This is a genomic window from Bacillus sp. FSL W8-0519, from assembly GCF_038005585.1.
GTDB classification, from domain to species: domain Bacteria; phylum Bacillota; class Bacilli; order Bacillales; family Bacillaceae_G; genus Bacillus_A; species Bacillus_A paranthracis.
On sequence record NZ_JBBOTL010000001.1, the window covers coordinates 2,048,644 to 2,066,570 of the forward strand.

The following is a 17,927-nucleotide window of genomic DNA, read 5'->3' on the forward strand; positions in this document are numbered from 1 at the left end:
GGAAAATAAACTAAGGAGGAGATTAAATGAGTAATAGTTTACAAGTATTCGATAATGGATTAGGTGAATTGAGAGCAATCAAAGAGGGTAACCAAGTGTGGTTTATTGCTAAGGATGTATGTGATGTATTAGAGATTGGCAATCCTTCGCAGGCTCTAGTCAAATTAGATGAGGAAGAAAAGAATACTATCATTATTAATGAGGGTATTGGTAATCCTAATAAGTTAGTTGTCAACGAGTCAGGTCTCTATAATTTGATTTTCCTAAGTCGTAAACCACAAGCAAAAGCTTTTAAGAAGTGGATCACTTCTGAGGTGCTGCCGAGTATCCGACAAGATGGTGGGTATATGATTACAACAGAGGATGATGACGAACAAGCTATCATAGCTAGAGCGCTTGTGTTAGCCCAGAAGACACTCGATAGGAAATCTAAACAGCTAGCTCAGGCGAAGAAGACAATTGAGGAGCAAACTCCTGCTGTAGAGTATCACAATAAAGTGCTAAGTATCGAGGGTTTCCTCCCAGTAACAGACATTGCGAAACAACTAGGATTCAGATCTGCTCAAGAATTAACTAATGAGTTGATAGAGAAGAAGGTACTCTTTAGAAGCAAACGGGGCAGTTACCTCCATACTAGCCATTACGCTTACCTGAAAGAGAAAGGATGTATTCAATATAAGAATACGGGCTATGGAGGATTACAACTTTTAATATCTGAGAAAGGAAAGAAAGAGTTCGCAAGACTAATAGGAATCACCCAGTAATACACCTCTTAACCCATTTCCTCACATAGGCTCACCCACCCCCGAGCCGCTAGGAAGAAAAACCCAAACAAAAACTAAACTATGGAGAGTGATTGATTATGAGTATTATCACTAAATTTTTCACAAAAGGTAACGAAACTAAACTAGGTAAGTTAAACAATGAGGTAGCAGAACTAAACAGTAAAGTTAACGAATTAAGCGGTAAGATTGGACAAGTTGATAAGGCCCTAGAGTTAGCGAAAGTAGACTTAATGCTAGACGAAAACGCAACTAACAAGAAAGCTGTAGCTAAGTATGAGACGGCCAAGGAGAAGTTTTCTACAGAGATTACAAACCACCGAAATAAACTAAGTGAGCTGGCTCAACAAATTCAAGCTATTACAGATGAAGAACTGCAGGCAGAGCTTAAGGAGGCAGCTGAGAAGGACACAGAGAATAATGCGTTAACTATAAAAAGTCGAAAAGTAGAAAGTATGGTCAGAGCAAAGGCTGACTATATTGATAACTTTATGTTCACGGGCGGAAGTCAAGCTAACTTGAAGAGATTGGCTGTCTCTAGAGGTCATATGGGTAAGCATGAAAATTACATCAGTGGTATATACTCAGATGCACTAAAGGAAGCGCAAGATAAGATGGATATTCAGATTGATAAAGAATATGAAGAGTTCATGCAAGCTTGGAATAAATACTTCGGAGAAAGTAACTAAAAGAACATACAACACAGTATAACTGAGTAGGTCATGCTTAGTAGCTAACTGCTGAAGTCACTAGGATGGAGGTTGCTTCTGAGGTGAATTACTCCACTGAAGGAATCAAAGAGTATGACTAGGGGGCTTTAGCGCAGCTAAGGTCTTCTTTCTCATATAGATTAATTGAAGGAGGTAGACAATATGTTCAAGCAGTTCAAAGAAAGTGGTCATCTAAAGGAGAACTTCTCAGCCAACTCAGAGGGCGACCTTATCAAAGATGCAGAGCTTTTCGCCACAGGCGTTCACAGAGGACGCAATTACACAGAAAAGGATCTGCAGGCTTTATCTCAATCGTTTAACCTTGAGGAGAATGTTCCTTTGCAATTAGATCATTCAGAGAGTGTCAGAGATACAGTAGGGTTCCTCGAGGCGGTAAGTGTAGTAGGTAACAAGCTTATGGGTAAGATTCGAGTAGTCGATGAGGTTATCAAAGAGAAAGTGGCCAACAAGACTGCTAAGAAGTTATCCGTTTCATTCTACACAGACAAAGAAGGTAACCCCATAAAACTCCGTGAGGTCTCCCTCGTAGCTTTCCCTCAAGTAAAAACTGCAACGCTATTCAGTGAGCAACTTCAATTAAATGACCGCAAGCAAGCGCTATACGAGAAGGCAAAAGAGTTTCAACTCCAAATGAAGTTCCGTGAATTACAAATGAAGGTGAAAGCTGCAGAAATTAAGCTTGCTGAGGAGAAAGCACAGGTGCAAGCATTTAGAGAAGCTAGAGAGGAAGCTGAGTATCAATCCTATATGGCTAACTTAAGAGGTGAAAATACCACTAAATATACAGCTGAGCAGAATAGGGAGTATCAAGAATATCTAAATAGTTTTAACTAAGGAGGTAGACAACATGAGTAAACCTAAGGAATTACCTAATGGTCTCCGGGAGTATATAAACAACGTAAGAGACAGGCTTATTAGTGGCGATCTCACAAGGGACTCTGAGGAGATGGCAACCATTAAGACTAAGCTGAAGGGAGAGGTATCTATTTGTGGCGCTATCAAAGGTAACAATACAGTTTGTACTCACTCGCCAACAAATGAAAAGAATCTCCGTTGTAAAGTGCATGGAGGACGTAGCACAGGAGCTAAAACTGAGGAGGGAAAACGTATGAGAGATGCAAACTTGAAGAAGGGACACGAGAAAACAATTCATGGGATTTACTCTAGGAAGTTCCTTGAGGAGTGGACTGAGGAGGAACAAGCCTTCTACGATAATACTTGGAGTTATTACAAGGAAAACTATGACTTGGAGCCGTTAGATGAGGTAGCACTAGATCGCTTCCTCATAAATTCAATTAAGGCTATGCGAGTTGACTCTGTAGGTATGAACTACGCAACCAACTTAAAGGTTAGCCTAGTAGACTTTGAAGGCAAAGCAATCCGTCAAGCTGAGACTTTAGGGCTTAATCGTAAGTACCGTAAGAGTCGGGACAATACAGATAACCCTAATGAGGTTAACTATGCAATTCTATTCGATGGAATGAACGGTAATTAAAAAAAACTTATGAGGACGATAACCACCTAGTTACTAACGAGCTAGGCTTATTTGTCGTTCTCATAGATCACATACAAGGATGGTGAGAGCACAATGGCATCATTAATAGAAATCATAATTGATGCGGATGATCGAGCTAGTGCCCAGTTTAGGCATACCTCGAGTGAAGCTAAGAAGATGGCGGCTATCATTGGAGGTATTACCATTGCAGCTTCCGCTATGACACCAGCCTTACTAGGTGGACTCGGGGCTATCGCTTCCTTGTTTGGTACCGCTGGACTAGCTGCCGTAGGATTCGGCGGACTAGCCGCCACCACGATAATGAAGACATGGGAGAAAGCTGGCGACCTCGAAGATGCAATGCTCGATGTTAATGCGGCCATGATTAACAACGATGCTAAGGGGTACGCCAAAGCAATGGCTAAAGTAGAAGCTATCTGGCAAGACATGACCGAGGCAGAGAAACAAGCTGTAGTAGCTATCAATGAGTTTAAAGATGAGTGGAAAGCTATGGAGGATCAGATGACTCCTACGACTCTTCGAGTTATGGCTGAGGGGTTAGACTGGCTAAGGCTTGTTATGAAGCCACTCTTCCCAGTATTCCAAGCTACAGGTGAATCCTTTGCAAACATGTTTGCCTACATGAACAATGCTATCGAGCAGGGCAGAGTAAATCCATTCTTTGAGCATATGAATACTTTCGCGGTTCCTATGTTCGAGAGGGTAATGATCTCAGCAGGTAATATCCTCAAGGGGTTTGGCGGTCTCATGGTAGCATTCGCTCCGTTAGGTCTGCAATTCGGAGATGGCATGGTTAGTATGACTGACAAGTTCGCTAAGTGGGCTTGGGAGCTACAGAGTAATCCGGGATTCCAAAAGTTCGTAGCAATGGTTCAAGAGAGTACGCCTATCATATTTAGTCTAATAGGAACTATCGTAGATGTACTTTGGACTATGATAGAAACACTATATCCATTTGCCATTAGAATACTAGCTGCTACAGATGCATTCTTGAAGATGTCTATAGAGTCAGGTGCTCTAGAGGTAATTCTTAAGATACTAGGCGGAGCATTATTATTAGTAGCTGAGAACATGGATTGGCTTATTCCTCTAGCAGGTGGTTTGTACTTGAGGATGAAAGCTCTACAAATTGTTGAGGCTGTAGCGAAAGGGCTAACCGCAGTATTTGATGCAGGTACGGCTGTAGCTAGAGGGTTCGGCTTATTATTTACTGCTACAGGTAGACAAACAATAGCTCAGACTGCTTTGAATGCAACTACGTGGTTATTCCCCGGAGTTTGGATTACAGCAGCTATTATGGCTGTAGTCGCAGCAGGTGTCCTAATGTGGAAGAACTGGGATACTATCTCAGCTTATGGAAAGAAACTATGGGGTGACATCGAGAAATACTGGGGAGAAGGCACTCAGTGGATAGAAAAGCAATACGACAAAATGAAGCGAGACGCCACTGATTGGTGGAATGATACCTCTCGAAAGTGGGACAACACAGTTAGCACTGTTCGTTCTAAATCTATCGAGATGTACAACGCAGCAGTTAGTAAATATAACTCTATGAAGGCTGATTCCAAGGCATACCTATCTGGGATGGTTAACGATGCTCAAACTAAGTTTAGTAACATGGTAGATACTGCGTGGGCTGGTGCTTCTGCTATGTGGGAGGCTGGTGTAGCTAATGCTAAGAGTTTCGCTACTGGAGCTAAAAATAACCTTAGTAACCTCGGTAGTATAGCTTGGGAAGGTATGAATGGTATGTGGGAAGGCTTCTGGGCTTGGACGGATACTTTGTATGACTCTGGTAAAGGTTTACTCTCTAGTTTCACCAATGGAGTTATCAATGGTTTCAATGGAGCTATTGACGCAGTCTACAGAGGTATGAAATCTATCCGTCAGTACTTACCGTTCTCACCTGCCAAGAAAGGGCCACTAAGCGACCTAGACAAATCAGGTGAAGCGTTCTTCCCTACGTGGTACAACGCTGCAATGACTCAAGTAGGATCTATGCAGAAAGCTATCGGAGGCGCCTTCTCAGGGGTTGCTAACGAGGCAGACGTAGCTCTAGCAGGTACAGGATTAGAAGCTTTCACAGGAGGTTCTACAACTATTACAGTTCGCCATGAAGTGTCTGGTGAGGTGGGGGTAGATGGATCCGGTTTAGAAGGACTACAGGATACTATCCAACAAGTTGTAATTGGTGGGCCTAGTATAGGTACAGCTGGTTTTGGATTCGACAAGCAAGTAATCAGAAGAAACTAATTGGTTGCCCTCTTAGGAATAGGAGGGCTTACCATGTAATTTAGACTACAGGGTCAACAGCAGAACTCAACAAGAATCCTAGTATGGATTAACCTGTATAGCGTAATCGTAGTACTTGATATTTTATAAACACGAGGAGGGAGTTATATGGCTAACTATGTGAGTGTTGAAACTACAGTGTATTACTACGAGATGGACGAGAAGCATGTTTATACTGACTTTATGATTGTTAAGGAATCCCCAGAGGTGGCTAGAACCATTTTAGCTCCGCTTTATAGAGATACTATGCAGGAAACAGTTGATAAGCACACCTCAGGGGGCAAAGTGCTAGATGTAACTGTTAAGGAGATTAGTGAGCTGGAATATAAAAGAGAAGCATTTAAGCCACACAACAAAATAAAAGAGATGAATAGAAAGAGAGGAAACTAATATGAAAAAATATATTAAAGTAGCTGTCGATTATAAGTTTAAACCTGAGGGGGAAATGTACAAACAAGCACACTATAGAGAGGTAACACCTGAGGAAGATATCCAGCAAGTTCAAAACGATGTGTTACACATGTTTAGTAATCTGTTTGATAAGTTAGTCTACCTCGAGGGGATTAATGTTACTGAGGTAAGTGAGATAGAATACCGAGCAGGTAGGGTAGAGGAAGATGCTGAATTGAGATTCCTCCAACAAATTACTGTGGATAAGGAGAGTAGCCAATAATGGTTACTCCGTTTTTTATAGATACTGTGAGTCCGATATTGAAAAATGCTTTCATGTGGTAAAATATTCTATATTGATATTGAGAAGGGAGATTAATGATGGACAAGTTAAAGGGGGATACTTCAAACGGAGTAACGGGGGCCTTAGCTGCTTTGCGCCAGATATACAAGGAAGAATATAATAAATTTTTTAAACAAGTGCAGTTACAAATAAAAACTTCCGATCTTTTAAAGCAAGCGTTTGCTGGTATAGAGAAAATTGATAGTAAAAGAATATTTGAAAGTTGGATAGAGCCAGCTGAAAAATTAGGTAAGTTTGGATGGACGCTTTCAGGGCAAATGGACTGGAGAAGGTTTGAGGAAATATCTAAAATTCAAGATAAGGCTGAAATTGATAGAAAGTTCGAGTACTATTACGAAAAATACGAAGTTTATAATTCTATCAAGGACGATCTCCTAAAGAAAGAGCATCTCGTAAAGTGGAGAAGTTTACTACAACAGTGTTTTAGTTGTTACGAGAAGGGTGATTACTACATAACGATACCTAGCTTATTTAGTGTTGTTGAGGGTCTAACATTTGAATTAATAAAAAGAGAAGCTAAACTAAATAGTGATGTTGCAAACCGAAAGCGTAAATTTTGGAAGAGTACATTTAAGGGGATAGATATAGATACTGAATATAAAGGTTATGATAGTGCACTCCATGTTTCAGCATATACATTTATTTATGAAACCTTTAGTTTTGGAGATTTAGAAAAAGAGAATCCAAACAGACCACTTATACTAAATCGAAACTGGGTTCTTCATGGTAGGGATAATCCAAATGAGTGGAGTAAGCTGGATGCCTTGAGGTTAATTAATGCAATACATACACTATCTGATTTAGGGTTTTTATTAGAGGAAGGTATAGAAGAAAATGATGGAGGAGAACGCTAAGAGTGAAATAGAACGATTTTATGAAACGATTAATGCACCTTCAATAATGTTAAGAAAGTTTACAGAGGTAAATTGCCAATTTAATAATATAATAGATGGGGATGGCTAGAGGGTTTGTGCTGGATAAACAGTAAGTTCATGAGCTATCTAATTGGTTTCAACGAGTGTACAAACTGTAATTTCAATTACCATAATAATATCCCTGAGAAAGAAAATAAAAGAGCCGACTCAGGGAGTCGGCTCGGTAATATTGCGATATGGGGTAGGATTATATTATTTAACCACCTTCAGAGTTCCTACTTTATTAGTCCCTCTACGTTTATCACTTACCCATTTGTTGAACTCCTCGGTAAATGCTTTCCAGCAATCTACTAGACTATCGCATGCAGACTCGATAGCTTCCTCGTTGATATTCTCCTCAGATATCAACTGTGAGTGTATATCATCTACATTAATTAACTCATCAATTGCATTATGCAGTCGTACAGCTACACGAGGAAGTTCAATTCTAAGTAGTATTAGCTCACTTAGGATCAAGTACTCTATATCAGCTGAAGCCTCGTTGTGTAAACACTCAGCATTCTTAACGGTTACATTAAATTGTGTTGCTGATAAGACGCACTCACGTACTCTTGTTAGTCTTTCTACTTTGATTTCCTGCTGGGTAACATTGTTTGATTTATTCATATCAATCAATCTCCTTTAGTTTCAATAGTTTTCTTATCTCTATTTAGCTACGTTTCAAAATAAGACACAAGATATATGTATAAATTCTTATTTATTTAACGTTTACTTTTCGACAAGACAGATGTGATTGAACCTGTGGAGTTAAAAATCCTCCTCGGTTAATTCGTCTAGATTAAAACTAAGAGTTTCAGAGATTTTGCCAGCTCGTAAGATGACTATATACGTAATGCCTAGTTGGAATGCATCTACTTCGCACACTTTATTAGTAATACGAGTTAGTGAGTCTTGGAAGTTAGATACTAGAGTATCGATCTCCTCCATAACCATATCGAATTTAGTTGGTTGAATAGTGTTTGTTGTCATAATAATTTCTCCCTTTAGTTTTTGTTTATTTACATGAGATAGGTAATACTTACAGGTGTACAATCATGAGTGAAACGATGTAACCGGCTGCGTAAAGAAAGGTAATGCTGCCGCCAGCTACCAAGGTTGATTTAACCCAATCTTTAAGTCTCAACTTATTCGCCTCCTGTGGAGTCGAACCTTTACAGCTATTCCTGCTCGTGATACCATAGGGAGGAAAGAGCCTTATAGGTTCGACTAAATTGCGTAGCCTTATCTCTTCTAGTTTGCAGACCTGAGAGATAGGGCTATTTTGTGTTACTCGATAATCTTCTTGCCAGCGTACAAACGAGTTAGCATGTTGTCTACGATAGTTGCCTTGTGAGGAGTCTCGATCTTCTTGAGTTGATTGTACGCGTTATACATTCTTTTAGCGTCCTCTATGTTATCCAACTCGTAGTACTCCATGATCCTTGTGTAGAATCGTTGTTGCTTAGTCTCCATCTAGTCACCTCGTTTCCTAAGTGGCTTAATTACATACTACATTAATAGTTCCTGAACCGTCAATAACATTTCGTGAATTATTTTAAAAATTTATCAAAAGGTGCTAAATCTAACTAGAGCTCGCACAAGGCTCATACACAGGTGTCAGATTTTTGAGGTGCAAACATTAGGGGTAACCTCATAGGAGTTTGTACAAGGGAATCTGAGAGGATGTTTTCCTTGAGAGGGCATCTCAGTAGGTACATAAACGAGTATAAGACGTTTAGAAAGTTGTATAAGCCCGAACGGGAACAACCCTATACATTTTGCTTTTTATTGGATATACATGAACAAACGTACAAGAAAAACATACTCATTTTACATTGTATATAACAGTATGATACGTAAAGGAGTTTGGTTGTTCATGTCATCAAAAAATAGTAAAAGCTGCAACCCTTGTTATCAACCGTTAGGGAGTGGGTTTTCCTCTACTTGTTCCAATAGTTGTCCTCAAGAAGGATGCCGCAATGACCGAATTATAAGTGATGCTGTCATTCATTCTGATTTGCTCATCGTTCGCCAAGACTTCTGTGTGGACGCAACTGTGGGAGTGGCACCGCCCCCAGACGGCGTTACGATTCAACAACTTATTGAAAATAAGATTTTTCAATATGCACCAGGCGGTGAACTTCTCCCGACAGCTCCTCTCCGTCTGATGACCGTCATCGCTCGAAATCTCTCCAGTAACTTTGTGAATGTGGCGATACAACGTTCTGCACCTTCAGGTCTTGATATTCCACCAGTCACATTAGCTGATGCAACGGCTACACCGAACAGTGAGGTGGTGTTGTCTGCTCCTAATGCAAATCGACTCATCGCTTCTGCGGAAGTTCCAAGTCGAGTACGGTTTTTTATTACGATATTTTATCCAGGAGATCCTATAAGCCCTGGAGACCCTATTTAACAGGGAACTTCTGCTTTCAATAACTATGTAAATGAGTTGTCCGAAATGCTGGCGATCCCTAATAGTGTGTGCTCCTCCTAAGTTTAATCTTGTAGGAAATTGAAAAGTTTATTCTTCAGTTTTCTTTGCTCAACAGACATCATCTTTGAGAGAACGCCAAATAAATAACCTTTGAAGTCTTTTCTAATCTTGTTCATCTTCAGAGCAAATACAGATTGTTTGAACGCTGAGATTGCCACCTCAGTTGTATCAACTAAGTCAGGTGCATACTTGCTTGCAGCCAATTTAACTTTACCCCAAATAGCATATATCTCCTTAGCTGTACCAAAGAAGGGGGATACTGCATTGATAAATTCCATAGGTACACATGAGTTAACCAAATAAGATGAATCTAAATCATCCAATTCAACAGGTGCGCTATTACGTATCTTTAATTCTTTAGAGCTTTTAGTTTTAGTTGTAATGGCTTCGTTCTCGTGAGATGGCTCGTCAGGTTGCTCAGGAGAAGGCTCGGTAGCCTCCTTACAAGATGCCAGCTCATGGTGACGCTCAAAAGGATTAATTACACAGATGAATGCTGAGTAGCCACCCTTAACAGGTTTAAACTGTTCAATACGAGTAACGATTCCTAACTCGCTGAAACGTTTGAGGGCACGCTGAACAGTACGCTTAGAGTATCCTGTTAGATCAGCTAAAGTGTTATTCTTGAGGTAGCTAACTCCAACGAACTTGCATGAGTAGTTTGATAGCTTTACAAGTATTACTCGCTCGCTATCTTTTAAGTTATATTCTTTTAGAATAAGATCAATAGTTTTGTCCATCTCAGCTACTGAATCAAATGATATGTATTTTCTGAGTTCCTTCATTTATATAGTCCTCCATCTTTATAGAAGGAACACCTCTTGAGCTAGTACCAATAAGCATGATACAATAGCAAACAAGAAAGCTCCTTCGAGTTTTCCTTCAAGAGAGAACCCTGTCAGGTCGCCAAACTAGAGCAGGGTTCTCTTTTTATCTGTCTTAAAAGTCGAACCTATTGAGTGGGTTATATTTATCGTTTGATTCAGCTAACGAGTTGCCGAAAGCATGTAGGTACACCTCGGTAGTTCTTATCTGGGAGTGATGCATCAGCTTACTCAAGGTGTATATATCCATACCAGCTCTTAAACAGTTGCTCGCATAGGTATGTCTAAACATGTGAGCTGAAGTTTTGAATCCCATACGCACGGACAACCTAGTGAACATTAACTTGACAGCATTCACTGTTAGTGGGTTACCTCTGTGGTTATTAAACACATGAGCAGGCAATTTAATGTAGTACTTCTCGCAGAATAATCTCCACTCGTACAACTCCCGAGCTACCTTATCCGTTAACGGAGTAGACAGGCTCTTACGATTCTTCCCAAAGATAGTGATAGTCTTATTGAGTAGATCAACGGAGTCCCACCTCATGGATACCAGCTCGCCTAGTCTTATGCCTGTACCAGCGAGGACGACTATCACGGTATGCCCTCTGTAGCTATACAATGTGTTTTCTCGAGAGCGCATCCTCCTGTAGTATCTAAGCATCTGCTTTATCTGTTCATCGGAGTAGACCTTGATAGTCTTGTCTGTCTTAGCAGGCTTAATTTTGCTAGTGGGATTGCTACGGATCTCTATAATGTCCTCATCCTCTAGGTACCTAAAGAATGTCTTTAAGTGCTGGAGCTTACCATTACGAGTGACTACTGTGTTTCCTCTCTCCTTGGAACAGTAGAGGAGGTAGCTCTTTATAACTTGTGGAGTAATATCGTCGATGTTAACAATCTCCTTCTCAGCAATGAGCCAGCGAGAAAATTCATTGAGTGTATCCCTGTAGCTCTGTATTGTCCTAGGAGCTAGCCCACTGAGTTCTTTATCCTCTAGGTAATCCTTTATCATAAATCTAAGTAGTGCCATTTAGTTTCCTCCTTGAGTACGCACAAAAAGACCACCTCCATAGGCTACTTGTGAGTAACCTGGAAAGTGGTCTCTTGTGAGAATATTGTTTCCGTCATAGATAACCATTCAGTTTAACCTTGTGAGGTTTGTCCTACCTCGGGTGAATTAACTCGCCTGTCCTACCATTGCAGATAATGAATTTTCAGCGGAAGTAGAGGCGGATGCGATGATTGCACCGTCTTTTTCAATATAATATGTACGTCCTGTATTTGTTTCGAGAGCTTGCCTTAAAATTTTTTCTGATTCATGAGCAGTCGGGAATTCATCAATGCTACTTCTTAATTGCATAATTCGCTCGACATCATCTAGTGTGGCAAGTTTAATTGTTTCTTGGACAGGCGTATTAGGCAAGTTGTCGGCATCTATACATTCGCAAAAATACATTTCATTTTTGGAGCCTAATTGTAGACTGGAAGCAGTTTCAAATCTTTCTACAATAGTTGACTTACCAGAGAGTTTAAGCGGCTTATATGCGGAAAGAATTGTCTCATAATCAGTGGTAACAAGTTCTTCTTTACTATAGGGTATAAATGAATCGTGGAATCGGAGTAGAATTGATTTTAATGTTCCATTCTCTTTAAATACGCCCCATAATTCTTGAAAATCTGTGTCATAACCGAAAGCTTCAATATCTCCAATAATAAACAAGTTAAGGGCTGCTTCTTCTTTTAGGTAAGCGAATACTTGTTCATGATCTTTCTTTGTTAATTTTCGCATCATAACGAATCGACCTCTTTTTTTATTTTTCTAAATATTACAACTTAAGTTTTTTGAAATCAATATAAAATTTTATGTTTAGTTCACAAACTTTCGGAAAAACTAGGAAAGATATGACAAAGGAGGTTATGAACGGTGGATCATCCAATTCAAGGATTAATGAAAGCGGCAATGGAAAATTTAAAAGAAATGGTCGATGTAAATACGATTGTTGGAGAGCCTGTTCAAACGGCTGACGGTGGTGTAGTGTTAACGGTTTCTAAAGTAGCGTTCGGTTTTGGAGCAGGAGGTTCTGATTTCCAAACGAATGATGGACAAAGAGCGAACGGTAACCCTGCATTTGGTGGCGGTAGCGCGGGTGGTGTTTCTATTACACCAGTAGCATTTCTTGTGGTGAATAAAGATGGAGTAAATATTCTTCATTTGCAAAATGCGACACATTTAGCAGAGAAAATGATTGAATTAGCTCCACAAACAATTGATAAAATTCAATCGATGTTCCAAAAAGATGAAAAGAAAGAGGGAAATCATCATCCTCAAAACCCAGATGAAATCCTTTAAAAACGCCTGCTTACAAGCAGGTGTTTTTTCTTGTAATCACTATGTAATAAAACACATGAAATTGTAAATAGTTTTTGAAGTTTTTTCTATGTTTCTAAAATTTTTCATGTTAAAATATGCTATAGAATTGAAACATATAAAACGAAGGTGGCTAGGTGCTTTGTCTGGAGGATCTGACCAAGTAAAGAATATGATATATATTAATGGTAATCGTCGAGGTCATTGTTTTATTACATCAGGAATTACGTTTAAAGAGTTTGCAAGTAACATCCCTTCACCGCTTCATCAAGTGTTGCTTTTAAAGCATAATTTTGAATGGACAGATTTTCATTATCATACTTTATTTGAATATGTTGAGGAAGAAAATATACATAAGTTAATTCAAGCAGAGATTGATGAATTTGATGAATTTTGTTGGGTAGATTTTGATGATGCAAGCGATTTAGATGAACTAGAGCCAAAAGAAATTGCAGAGCTTTTATATTTGGCTCACAAAAAAGAACCACTTGCAAGAACATTCTTTCCGTTATTGAAAAATAGATTTGTTTATTTTTCACATGATGACGGATGGTACAACAAAGTGTATTATCGTAGAATTGCTGATTTTGTAGGAATGTTAAGTAAAGTTATTCCTTATAAACTCGGTGCTTTCGGTAAGAAACGTTTTTCTTTCTTCCAAAAATCAAAAATTTTCCCAGCAATTTCAAAAGAAGTGATTATGGGGCTTATTCCATTAATGGAAGATGGTCTTTATATTGATCTGGCAGGGAAAATTGAGTCAAGAAGGGGTCTTGAAATTCCAGTTTATGTAGTCGGTTCGTATGAAAGTACGGATGAGGTACTAGATAATATCGATGAATTGAAAGAAGAAGCAACAGAGACTGGTTGGCTTATTTTTGATAAGAAAGAACAAGAGTGGCAATGGGTTGTGGACTAAGAAAACTTGGCGCATGCAGTCAAGTTTTCTTGTCTTTTGAAAGGAGTACAAATGAAGAAATATTATACAATTGTGGGTATTGTAAGTATTATTCTTGTGGCAATTTTACTTATCACTTGTCCGAAAGAATCAGATTTTAAATTGTATCTAGAAGATAAGTATGCATTGAAATGTGACGAGGGTAGTTTTGAATGCACACAAAATGTAGATGGTAAAAAAGAAAAACTAAAATTTGAAAGTACAGATGCACGAAATGGTGTATTCTTTATGACTGTAAAGCAAACATTTAAAACAGAAGCTGATGTTACAAAAGAATATAGCGGGGTAGGAATGTTTGGTACATTTCTTTTTGTTTCAGAGAAGACTTTCTAGTAATAGAAGGTCTTTTTTTTATGCTTATGTTCATATAGATGAAGTAAGACAAGCATAGGAGGGATATTGATGAAGAAGGAATGTATTGTTTGTGGCGGTGAGGAGTTTTTCTCTTCTACATTATACGCACGTACGAAACAAGATTGGGCATATGCGCCAAATATGTATCGATTTGAAAAGGTATTTATTGAGCATCGGGATGAAGAAAATTATCCAGTGTTTCAAGAAATTACAGCGAAGCATTGTTGTGGATGCGGTCATATTATGTTGTATCATGAATGAACACACCAAGTATAACTTGGTGTGTTTTTTTAAAACGCTGACAAAGCAAGCGGATAAAGTAAAGTAAATAAAACAGAAAAACTACCAAAACCAATTGCGGTATATCCAAGTGTTCTTGCTCCAAAATTGACAGCTAATAAGCCAACTAAAATCGCAAGAGAACCGAGTGTAACTGGATAAAATGCAATGGAGAAAAGCGAAAGAAATAAAGCGACATAGCCTATCATTGCACCGGTATTTGTACCTTCTATTTCATTTGAAATTTCTTTACGTTTATGTCTAATTGGAATGCCAGCTGGTGATATTTCAGCTGCATACTCTTCGTTTTTTTCACCACTTTTAAAATGATGATTTCTCTTTCTTCGCATGTACATCCCTCTCTTTCAATTGGGTGTACTTATATTATCTTTCATAAAGAGAAGAACATGAGTATGAGTTAAACCCAAGTAAAGCAAAAATTGGAGAATAAAGATTCCTTTATTAGCATGTACATTTCCTAATGAAGATAAAACAGGAATTTTGGAAAATGATGTAGAATGAAATGAGTGATAAAGCGTGAAGGTAGGGGAATGTATGACGAAATTTAATTGGCATGAATCAGCAGAGAAGAAATGGGATAGTAGTGCAGAGTTTTGGAATCAAAATAGTCAGGAGATGTGGGATAGTGGGAGTAGGAGTACGATTATTCCATTTTTTGAACAATATGTGAAGAAAGAAGCCAAGGTGCTTGACGTTGGTTGTGGAGATGGATACGGTACATATAAATTAAGTCGCGCGGGCTATAAAGCAGTTGGAGTAGATTTATCAGAAGTGATGATTCAAAAAGGTAAGGAGCGCGGAGAGGGACCGGATTTATCCTTTATAAAAGGAGATCTTTCTTCCTTACCGTTCGAAAATGAACAATTTGAAGCAATTATGGCAATTAATTCTTTAGAATGGACCGAGGAGCCATTACGAGCATTAAATGAGATAAAGCGTGTTCTAAAAAGGGATGGATATGCATGTATTGCAATTTTAGGACCGACAGCAAAGCCGCGCGAGAACAGTTATCCTCGTTTATACGGCAAAGACGTTGTTTGTAATACGATGATGCCCTGGGAATTTGAACAGTTAGCAAAAGAACAAGGTTTTAAAGTTGTAGATGGAATCGGTGTATATAAGCGCGGAGTAAATGAGAAGATGTTAGGTCAACTTCCTATAGAGTTACAACAATCGTTAACATTCTTATGGGTATTTATGTTAAAAAAGCATAAAGAAATGAAAGAATTTTTAGGAGGTAAATAAGTGCAGAAAATACAAAAAACTGATACAATATCATCAGAACCAATTAAAGGGGGACTAGGGTATATGACAACTACTACAACAGTTAAATCCGACATTGAAATCGCACAAGAAGCAAGTATGAAGAAGATTCAAGAAATTGCAGCTGAATTAAATATTTTAGAAGATGAATTAGAGCCATACGGTCATTATAAAGGTAAGTTATCTCTTGATATTTTTAAGCGCTTACAGAATGAGAAAGACGGTAAAGTTGTTTTAGTAACAGCGATTAACCCAACTCCAGCTGGAGAAGGTAAATCAACAGTAACAGTTGGTTTAGGTCAAGCTTTTAATAAAATTGGTAAGAAAACAGTAATTGCACTTCGCGAACCATCTCTTGGACCAACGATGGGGCTAAAAGGCGGAGCAGCAGGTGGTGGTTTTTCACAGGTTGTACCAATGGAAGACATTAACCTTCACTTTACTGGAGATATCCATGCGATCACAACTGCTAATAACGCGTTAGCGGCGTTTATTGATAATCATATCCAACAAGGAAATACACTTGGAATTGATACGCGTAAAATCGTTTGGAAACGTTGTGTTGACTTAAATGATCGTGCCCTTCGTAACGTAGTAATTGGTCTTGGTGGACCGGTTCAAGGTGTACCACGTGAAGACGGTTTTGATATTACAGTAGCATCTGAAATTATGGCCGTATTCTGCCTTGCAACAGATATTCAAGATTTAAAAGCACGTCTATCACGCATCGTAGTTGCTTATAATTTTGCAAATCAACCTGTAACGGTTAAAGATTTAGGGGTAGAAGGTGCGTTAACATTATTATTAAAAGATGCATTAAAGCCAAACTTAGTGCAAACGTTAGAAAATACACCAGCTATCATTCACGGCGGACCATTTGCGAATATCGCTCACGGTTGTAACAGTGTTATCGCTACTACAATGGCAGCAAAATTAGGTGATTATGTTATTACAGAAGCTGGATTTGGTGCAGATTTAGGTGCTGAGAAGTTTTTAGATATTAAAGCTCGTGCAGCTGGCATTAAACCAGAAGCAGTTGTTATTGTTGCGACGATTCGTGCGCTTAAAATGCATGGTGGCGTAGCAAAAGATCAATTAAAAGAAGAAAATGTAGATGCATTAGCAAAAGGTATGGAGAACTTACAGAAGCATGTTGAAACAATTCAAAGCTTCGGTGTGCCTTTCGTAATTGCAATTAATAAATTCATTACAGATACAGATGCAGAAGTTGCATACTTACAAGAATGGTGTAATGAGCGTGGCTATGCGGTATCCTTAACAGAAGTTTGGGAGAAAGGTGGCCAAGGCGGAGTTGACCTTGCTGAAAAAGTGTTAAAAGAAATTGAAAAAGGTGAAAACAACTACGCACCACTTTATGAATTAGAATTACCATTAGAAGAGAAAATTCGTACAATTGCTCAAAAAGTGTACGGCGCAAAAGATATTGAATTTGCTCCGAAAGCACGTAAGCAATTAGCTCAATATGAAGGCGAAGGTTGGAGTAACCTACCAATTTGTATGGCGAAAACACAATACTCTCTTTCTGACGATGCAACGAAATTAGGTCGTCCATCTGACTTTATCGTTACAATTCGTGAGCTAAAACCATCCATTGGTGCAGGCTTTATCGTTGCGTTAACAGGAACAATGTTAACAATGCCAGGCCTTCCAAAACAACCAGCAGCACTACAAATGGATGTAAATGAAGATGGAAAAGCAGTAGGTTTATTCTAAAAGGTTGTAATTCATCTCGTTTATCTGTAAACTATATATACATCAAGTGGCGCCTTTCCATCGAAAGGCGCCTGTTTTTTGGAGGAAATTATGTTTGATCCAACTGCTTTTGATAATTTAAAAGTAATCGTAGAAGGCGCTGTTTATGATTTTGATTTACATGGAGATATTCTTGTAACTGATCGAAAAGATATGATGGACCTTGCTTCATTAAGTCGTATATATCATATTTCATTTCAATTAACAGAACCATTCGAACCGTTAGTAGAAGCAACATTTTCACTATCTGTAGATGCAAAGAACTTGTCTGGTGAAATATTAGAAGTACCACAATTTACACCAGGTTGTGAAATGAAATTAGCATTTTCATTCTCGATAGAAAAACCAGAAGTAATGTGCGAAGAAATTGAAACTTTCATGCATTCTATATGGGGAAAAGAAAGAATGATTACGCAAAAACTTTCATACGAATATAATAAGCAAGCGATTTCATATCATAATAAGGTAGAGGTTCTATTTCAAAAAGCGATTACAGAAGACCATGTTGATGATTTAATAGCTGTTATTTCACACATGATAGAAACGGTGCGAACAATACAACATTTTCTTCAAAAATAGAGATAAAGGAGAAAAACAA

General features: G+C 38.6%; 21 protein-coding genes and 1 pseudogene. 16 read left to right on the forward strand and 6 right to left on the reverse strand.

Annotated elements, in window-relative coordinates:
* Positions 1-26 precede the first annotated feature (26 nt).
* The 8 genes from NST14_RS10670 (at position 27) to NST14_RS10705 (ending at position 6,929) form a co-directional block, all read left to right on the forward strand.
* Positions 27-764, forward strand: a complete 738-nt coding sequence (locus tag NST14_RS10670) for a BRO family protein (protein WP_101219555.1) — start codon at positions 27-29, stop codon at positions 762-764.
* A gap of 98 nt (positions 765-862) precedes the next feature.
* Positions 863-1,471, forward strand: a complete 609-nt coding sequence (locus NST14_RS10675) for a hypothetical protein (protein WP_229143008.1) — start codon at positions 863-865, stop codon at positions 1,469-1,471.
* Between the two features lie 183 nt (positions 1,472-1,654).
* Positions 1,655-2,347 (forward strand): hypothetical protein, encoded by a 693-nt coding sequence (locus NST14_RS10680; protein WP_229143009.1) that lies wholly within the window; start codon positions 1,655-1,657, stop codon positions 2,345-2,347.
* Between the two features lie 13 nt (positions 2,348-2,360).
* Complete coding sequence (locus NST14_RS10685) at positions 2,361-3,008, forward strand: HGGxSTG domain-containing protein (RefSeq protein WP_229143010.1); 648 nt, start codon at positions 2,361-2,363, stop codon at positions 3,006-3,008.
* A gap of 768 nt (positions 3,009-3,776) precedes the next feature.
* Positions 3,777-5,282 carry a hypothetical protein gene (locus NST14_RS10690; protein WP_229143011.1) on the forward strand — a complete coding sequence of 502 codons (1,506 nt, stop codon included), beginning with the start codon at positions 3,777-3,779 and terminating at the stop codon, positions 5,280-5,282.
* A 147-nt stretch (positions 5,283-5,429) separates the two neighbouring features.
* On the forward strand, positions 5,430-5,711 hold the full coding sequence (locus NST14_RS10695) for a hypothetical protein (protein ID WP_229143012.1): 282 nt from the start codon (positions 5,430-5,432) through the stop codon (positions 5,709-5,711).
* Between the two features lies 1 nt (position 5,712).
* Positions 5,713-5,994, forward strand: coding sequence for a hypothetical protein (locus NST14_RS10700; RefSeq protein ID WP_229143013.1), 282 nt, complete (start codon positions 5,713-5,715; stop codon positions 5,992-5,994).
* A gap of 98 nt (positions 5,995-6,092) precedes the next feature.
* The gene (locus NST14_RS10705; protein WP_341118663.1) at positions 6,093-6,929 is read left to right on the forward strand and encodes a hypothetical protein; all 837 of its coding nucleotides are present in this window, start codon (positions 6,093-6,095) and stop codon (positions 6,927-6,929) included.
* Positions 6,930-7,202: 273 nt separating this feature from the next.
* Here NST14_RS10705 and NST14_RS10710 read toward each other — a convergent pair whose 3' ends face one another.
* Positions 7,203-7,616: a hypothetical protein gene (locus NST14_RS10710; protein ID WP_229143728.1), complete on the reverse strand. Its 414-nt coding sequence runs from the start codon at positions 7,614-7,616 to the stop codon at positions 7,203-7,205.
* Between the two features lie 141 nt (positions 7,617-7,757).
* The gene (locus NST14_RS10715; RefSeq protein WP_229143729.1) at positions 7,758-7,979 is read right to left on the reverse strand and encodes a hypothetical protein; all 222 of its coding nucleotides are present in this window, start codon (positions 7,977-7,979) and stop codon (positions 7,758-7,760) included.
* 1,066 nt (positions 7,980-9,045) lie between these two features.
* Here NST14_RS10715 and NST14_RS10720 point away from each other — a divergent pair.
* Positions 9,046-9,405 (forward strand): hypothetical protein, encoded by a 360-nt coding sequence (locus NST14_RS10720; protein ID WP_229143730.1) that lies wholly within the window; start codon positions 9,046-9,048, stop codon positions 9,403-9,405.
* Between the two features lie 83 nt (positions 9,406-9,488).
* Here NST14_RS10720 and NST14_RS10725 read toward each other — a convergent pair whose 3' ends face one another.
* From NST14_RS10725 to NST14_RS10735, 3 genes and pseudogenes are all read right to left on the reverse strand, one after another.
* Entirely contained in the window at positions 9,489-10,271 is a 783-nt protein-coding gene (locus NST14_RS10725; RefSeq protein ID WP_229143731.1) for a helix-turn-helix domain-containing protein, read from the reverse strand.
* A gap of 154 nt (positions 10,272-10,425) precedes the next feature.
* Complete coding sequence (locus NST14_RS10730) at positions 10,426-11,343, reverse strand: tyrosine-type recombinase/integrase (protein WP_229143732.1); 918 nt, start codon at positions 11,341-11,343, stop codon at positions 10,426-10,428.
* A gap of 162 nt (positions 11,344-11,505) precedes the next feature.
* Positions 11,506-12,105: pseudogene (locus tag NST14_RS10735) on the reverse strand (GNAT family N-acetyltransferase); the annotation flags it as partial.
* A 132-nt stretch (positions 12,106-12,237) separates the two neighbouring features.
* On the opposite strand from NST14_RS10735, the gene ytfJ reads away from it, so the two are divergent.
* The 4 genes from ytfJ (at position 12,238) to NST14_RS10755 (ending at position 14,254) form a co-directional block, all read left to right on the forward strand.
* Complete coding sequence (ytfJ, locus tag NST14_RS10740; RefSeq protein ID WP_000349987.1) at positions 12,238-12,663, forward strand: GerW family sporulation protein; 426 nt, start codon at positions 12,238-12,240, stop codon at positions 12,661-12,663.
* 160 nt (positions 12,664-12,823) lie between these two features.
* On the forward strand, positions 12,824-13,600 hold the full coding sequence (locus NST14_RS10745; RefSeq protein ID WP_000014090.1) for an oxalate:formate antiporter: 777 nt from the start codon (positions 12,824-12,826) through the stop codon (positions 13,598-13,600).
* Positions 13,601-13,651: 51 nt separating this feature from the next.
* Positions 13,652-13,972, forward strand: coding sequence for a hypothetical protein (locus tag NST14_RS10750; RefSeq protein ID WP_000761177.1), 321 nt, complete (start codon positions 13,652-13,654; stop codon positions 13,970-13,972).
* Positions 13,973-14,041: 69 nt separating this feature from the next.
* Positions 14,042-14,254 carry a hypothetical protein gene (locus NST14_RS10755; RefSeq protein WP_000711202.1) on the forward strand — a complete coding sequence of 71 codons (213 nt, stop codon included), beginning with the start codon at positions 14,042-14,044 and terminating at the stop codon, positions 14,252-14,254.
* Positions 14,255-14,283: 29 nt separating this feature from the next.
* On the opposite strand, the gene NST14_RS10760 is transcribed toward NST14_RS10755, so the two are convergent.
* Entirely contained in the window at positions 14,284-14,622 is a 339-nt protein-coding gene (locus NST14_RS10760) for a hypothetical protein (protein ID WP_001253203.1), read from the reverse strand.
* 205 nt (positions 14,623-14,827) lie between these two features.
* On the opposite strand from NST14_RS10760, the gene NST14_RS10765 reads away from it, so the two are divergent.
* From NST14_RS10765 to NST14_RS10775, 3 genes are all read left to right on the forward strand, one after another.
* Entirely contained in the window at positions 14,828-15,538 is a 711-nt protein-coding gene (locus tag NST14_RS10765; RefSeq protein ID WP_000160036.1) for a class I SAM-dependent methyltransferase, read from the forward strand.
* 63 nt (positions 15,539-15,601) lie between these two features.
* Positions 15,602-17,290, forward strand: coding sequence for a formate--tetrahydrofolate ligase (locus NST14_RS10770; RefSeq protein ID WP_012644371.1), 1,689 nt, complete (start codon positions 15,602-15,604; stop codon positions 17,288-17,290).
* 90 nt (positions 17,291-17,380) lie between these two features.
* Positions 17,381-17,908 carry a hypothetical protein gene (locus NST14_RS10775; protein ID WP_113733316.1) on the forward strand — a complete coding sequence of 176 codons (528 nt, stop codon included), beginning with the start codon at positions 17,381-17,383 and terminating at the stop codon, positions 17,906-17,908.
* Positions 17,909-17,927: the final 19 nt, after the last annotated feature.

Excerpts from the sequence above, each read along its gene's own strand:
- NST14_RS10680 (WP_229143009.1), top strand. The coding sequence starts at position 1,655 with ATGTTCAAGCAGTTCAAAGAAAGTGGTCATCTAAAGGAGAACTTCTCA.
- NST14_RS10710 (WP_229143728.1), bottom strand. The coding sequence starts at position 7,616 with ATGAATAAATCAAACAATGTTACCCAGCAGGAAATCAAAGTAGAAAGA.
- NST14_RS10670 (WP_101219555.1), top strand. The coding sequence starts at position 27 with ATGAGTAATAGTTTACAAGTATTCGATAATGGATTAGGTGAATTGAGA.
- NST14_RS10770 (WP_012644371.1), top strand. The coding sequence starts at position 15,602 with ATGACAACTACTACAACAGTTAAATCCGACATTGAAATCGCACAAGAA.
- NST14_RS10725 (WP_229143731.1), bottom strand. The coding sequence starts at position 10,271 with ATGAAGGAACTCAGAAAATACATATCATTTGATTCAGTAGCTGAGATG.
- NST14_RS10695 (WP_229143012.1), top strand. The coding sequence starts at position 5,430 with ATGGCTAACTATGTGAGTGTTGAAACTACAGTGTATTACTACGAGATG.
- NST14_RS10730 (WP_229143732.1), bottom strand. The coding sequence starts at position 11,343 with ATGGCACTACTTAGATTTATGATAAAGGATTACCTAGAGGATAAAGAA.
- NST14_RS10690 (WP_229143011.1), top strand. The coding sequence starts at position 3,777 with ATGGTAGCATTCGCTCCGTTAGGTCTGCAATTCGGAGATGGCATGGTT.
- NST14_RS10775 (WP_113733316.1), top strand. The coding sequence starts at position 17,381 with ATGTTTGATCCAACTGCTTTTGATAATTTAAAAGTAATCGTAGAAGGC.
- NST14_RS10760 (WP_001253203.1), bottom strand. The coding sequence starts at position 14,622 with ATGCGAAGAAAGAGAAATCATCATTTTAAAAGTGGTGAAAAAAACGAA.
- NST14_RS10700 (WP_229143013.1), top strand. The coding sequence starts at position 5,713 with ATGAAAAAATATATTAAAGTAGCTGTCGATTATAAGTTTAAACCTGAG.
- NST14_RS10765 (WP_000160036.1), top strand. The coding sequence starts at position 14,828 with ATGACGAAATTTAATTGGCATGAATCAGCAGAGAAGAAATGGGATAGT.
- NST14_RS10705 (WP_341118663.1), top strand. The coding sequence starts at position 6,093 with ATGGACAAGTTAAAGGGGGATACTTCAAACGGAGTAACGGGGGCCTTA.
- NST14_RS10715 (WP_229143729.1), bottom strand. The coding sequence starts at position 7,979 with ATGACAACAAACACTATTCAACCAACTAAATTCGATATGGTTATGGAG.
- NST14_RS10755 (WP_000711202.1), top strand. The coding sequence starts at position 14,042 with ATGAAGAAGGAATGTATTGTTTGTGGCGGTGAGGAGTTTTTCTCTTCT.
- NST14_RS10750 (WP_000761177.1), top strand. The coding sequence starts at position 13,652 with ATGAAGAAATATTATACAATTGTGGGTATTGTAAGTATTATTCTTGTG.
- NST14_RS10685 (WP_229143010.1), top strand. The coding sequence starts at position 2,361 with ATGAGTAAACCTAAGGAATTACCTAATGGTCTCCGGGAGTATATAAAC.
- NST14_RS10675 (WP_229143008.1), top strand. The coding sequence starts at position 863 with ATGAGTATTATCACTAAATTTTTCACAAAAGGTAACGAAACTAAACTA.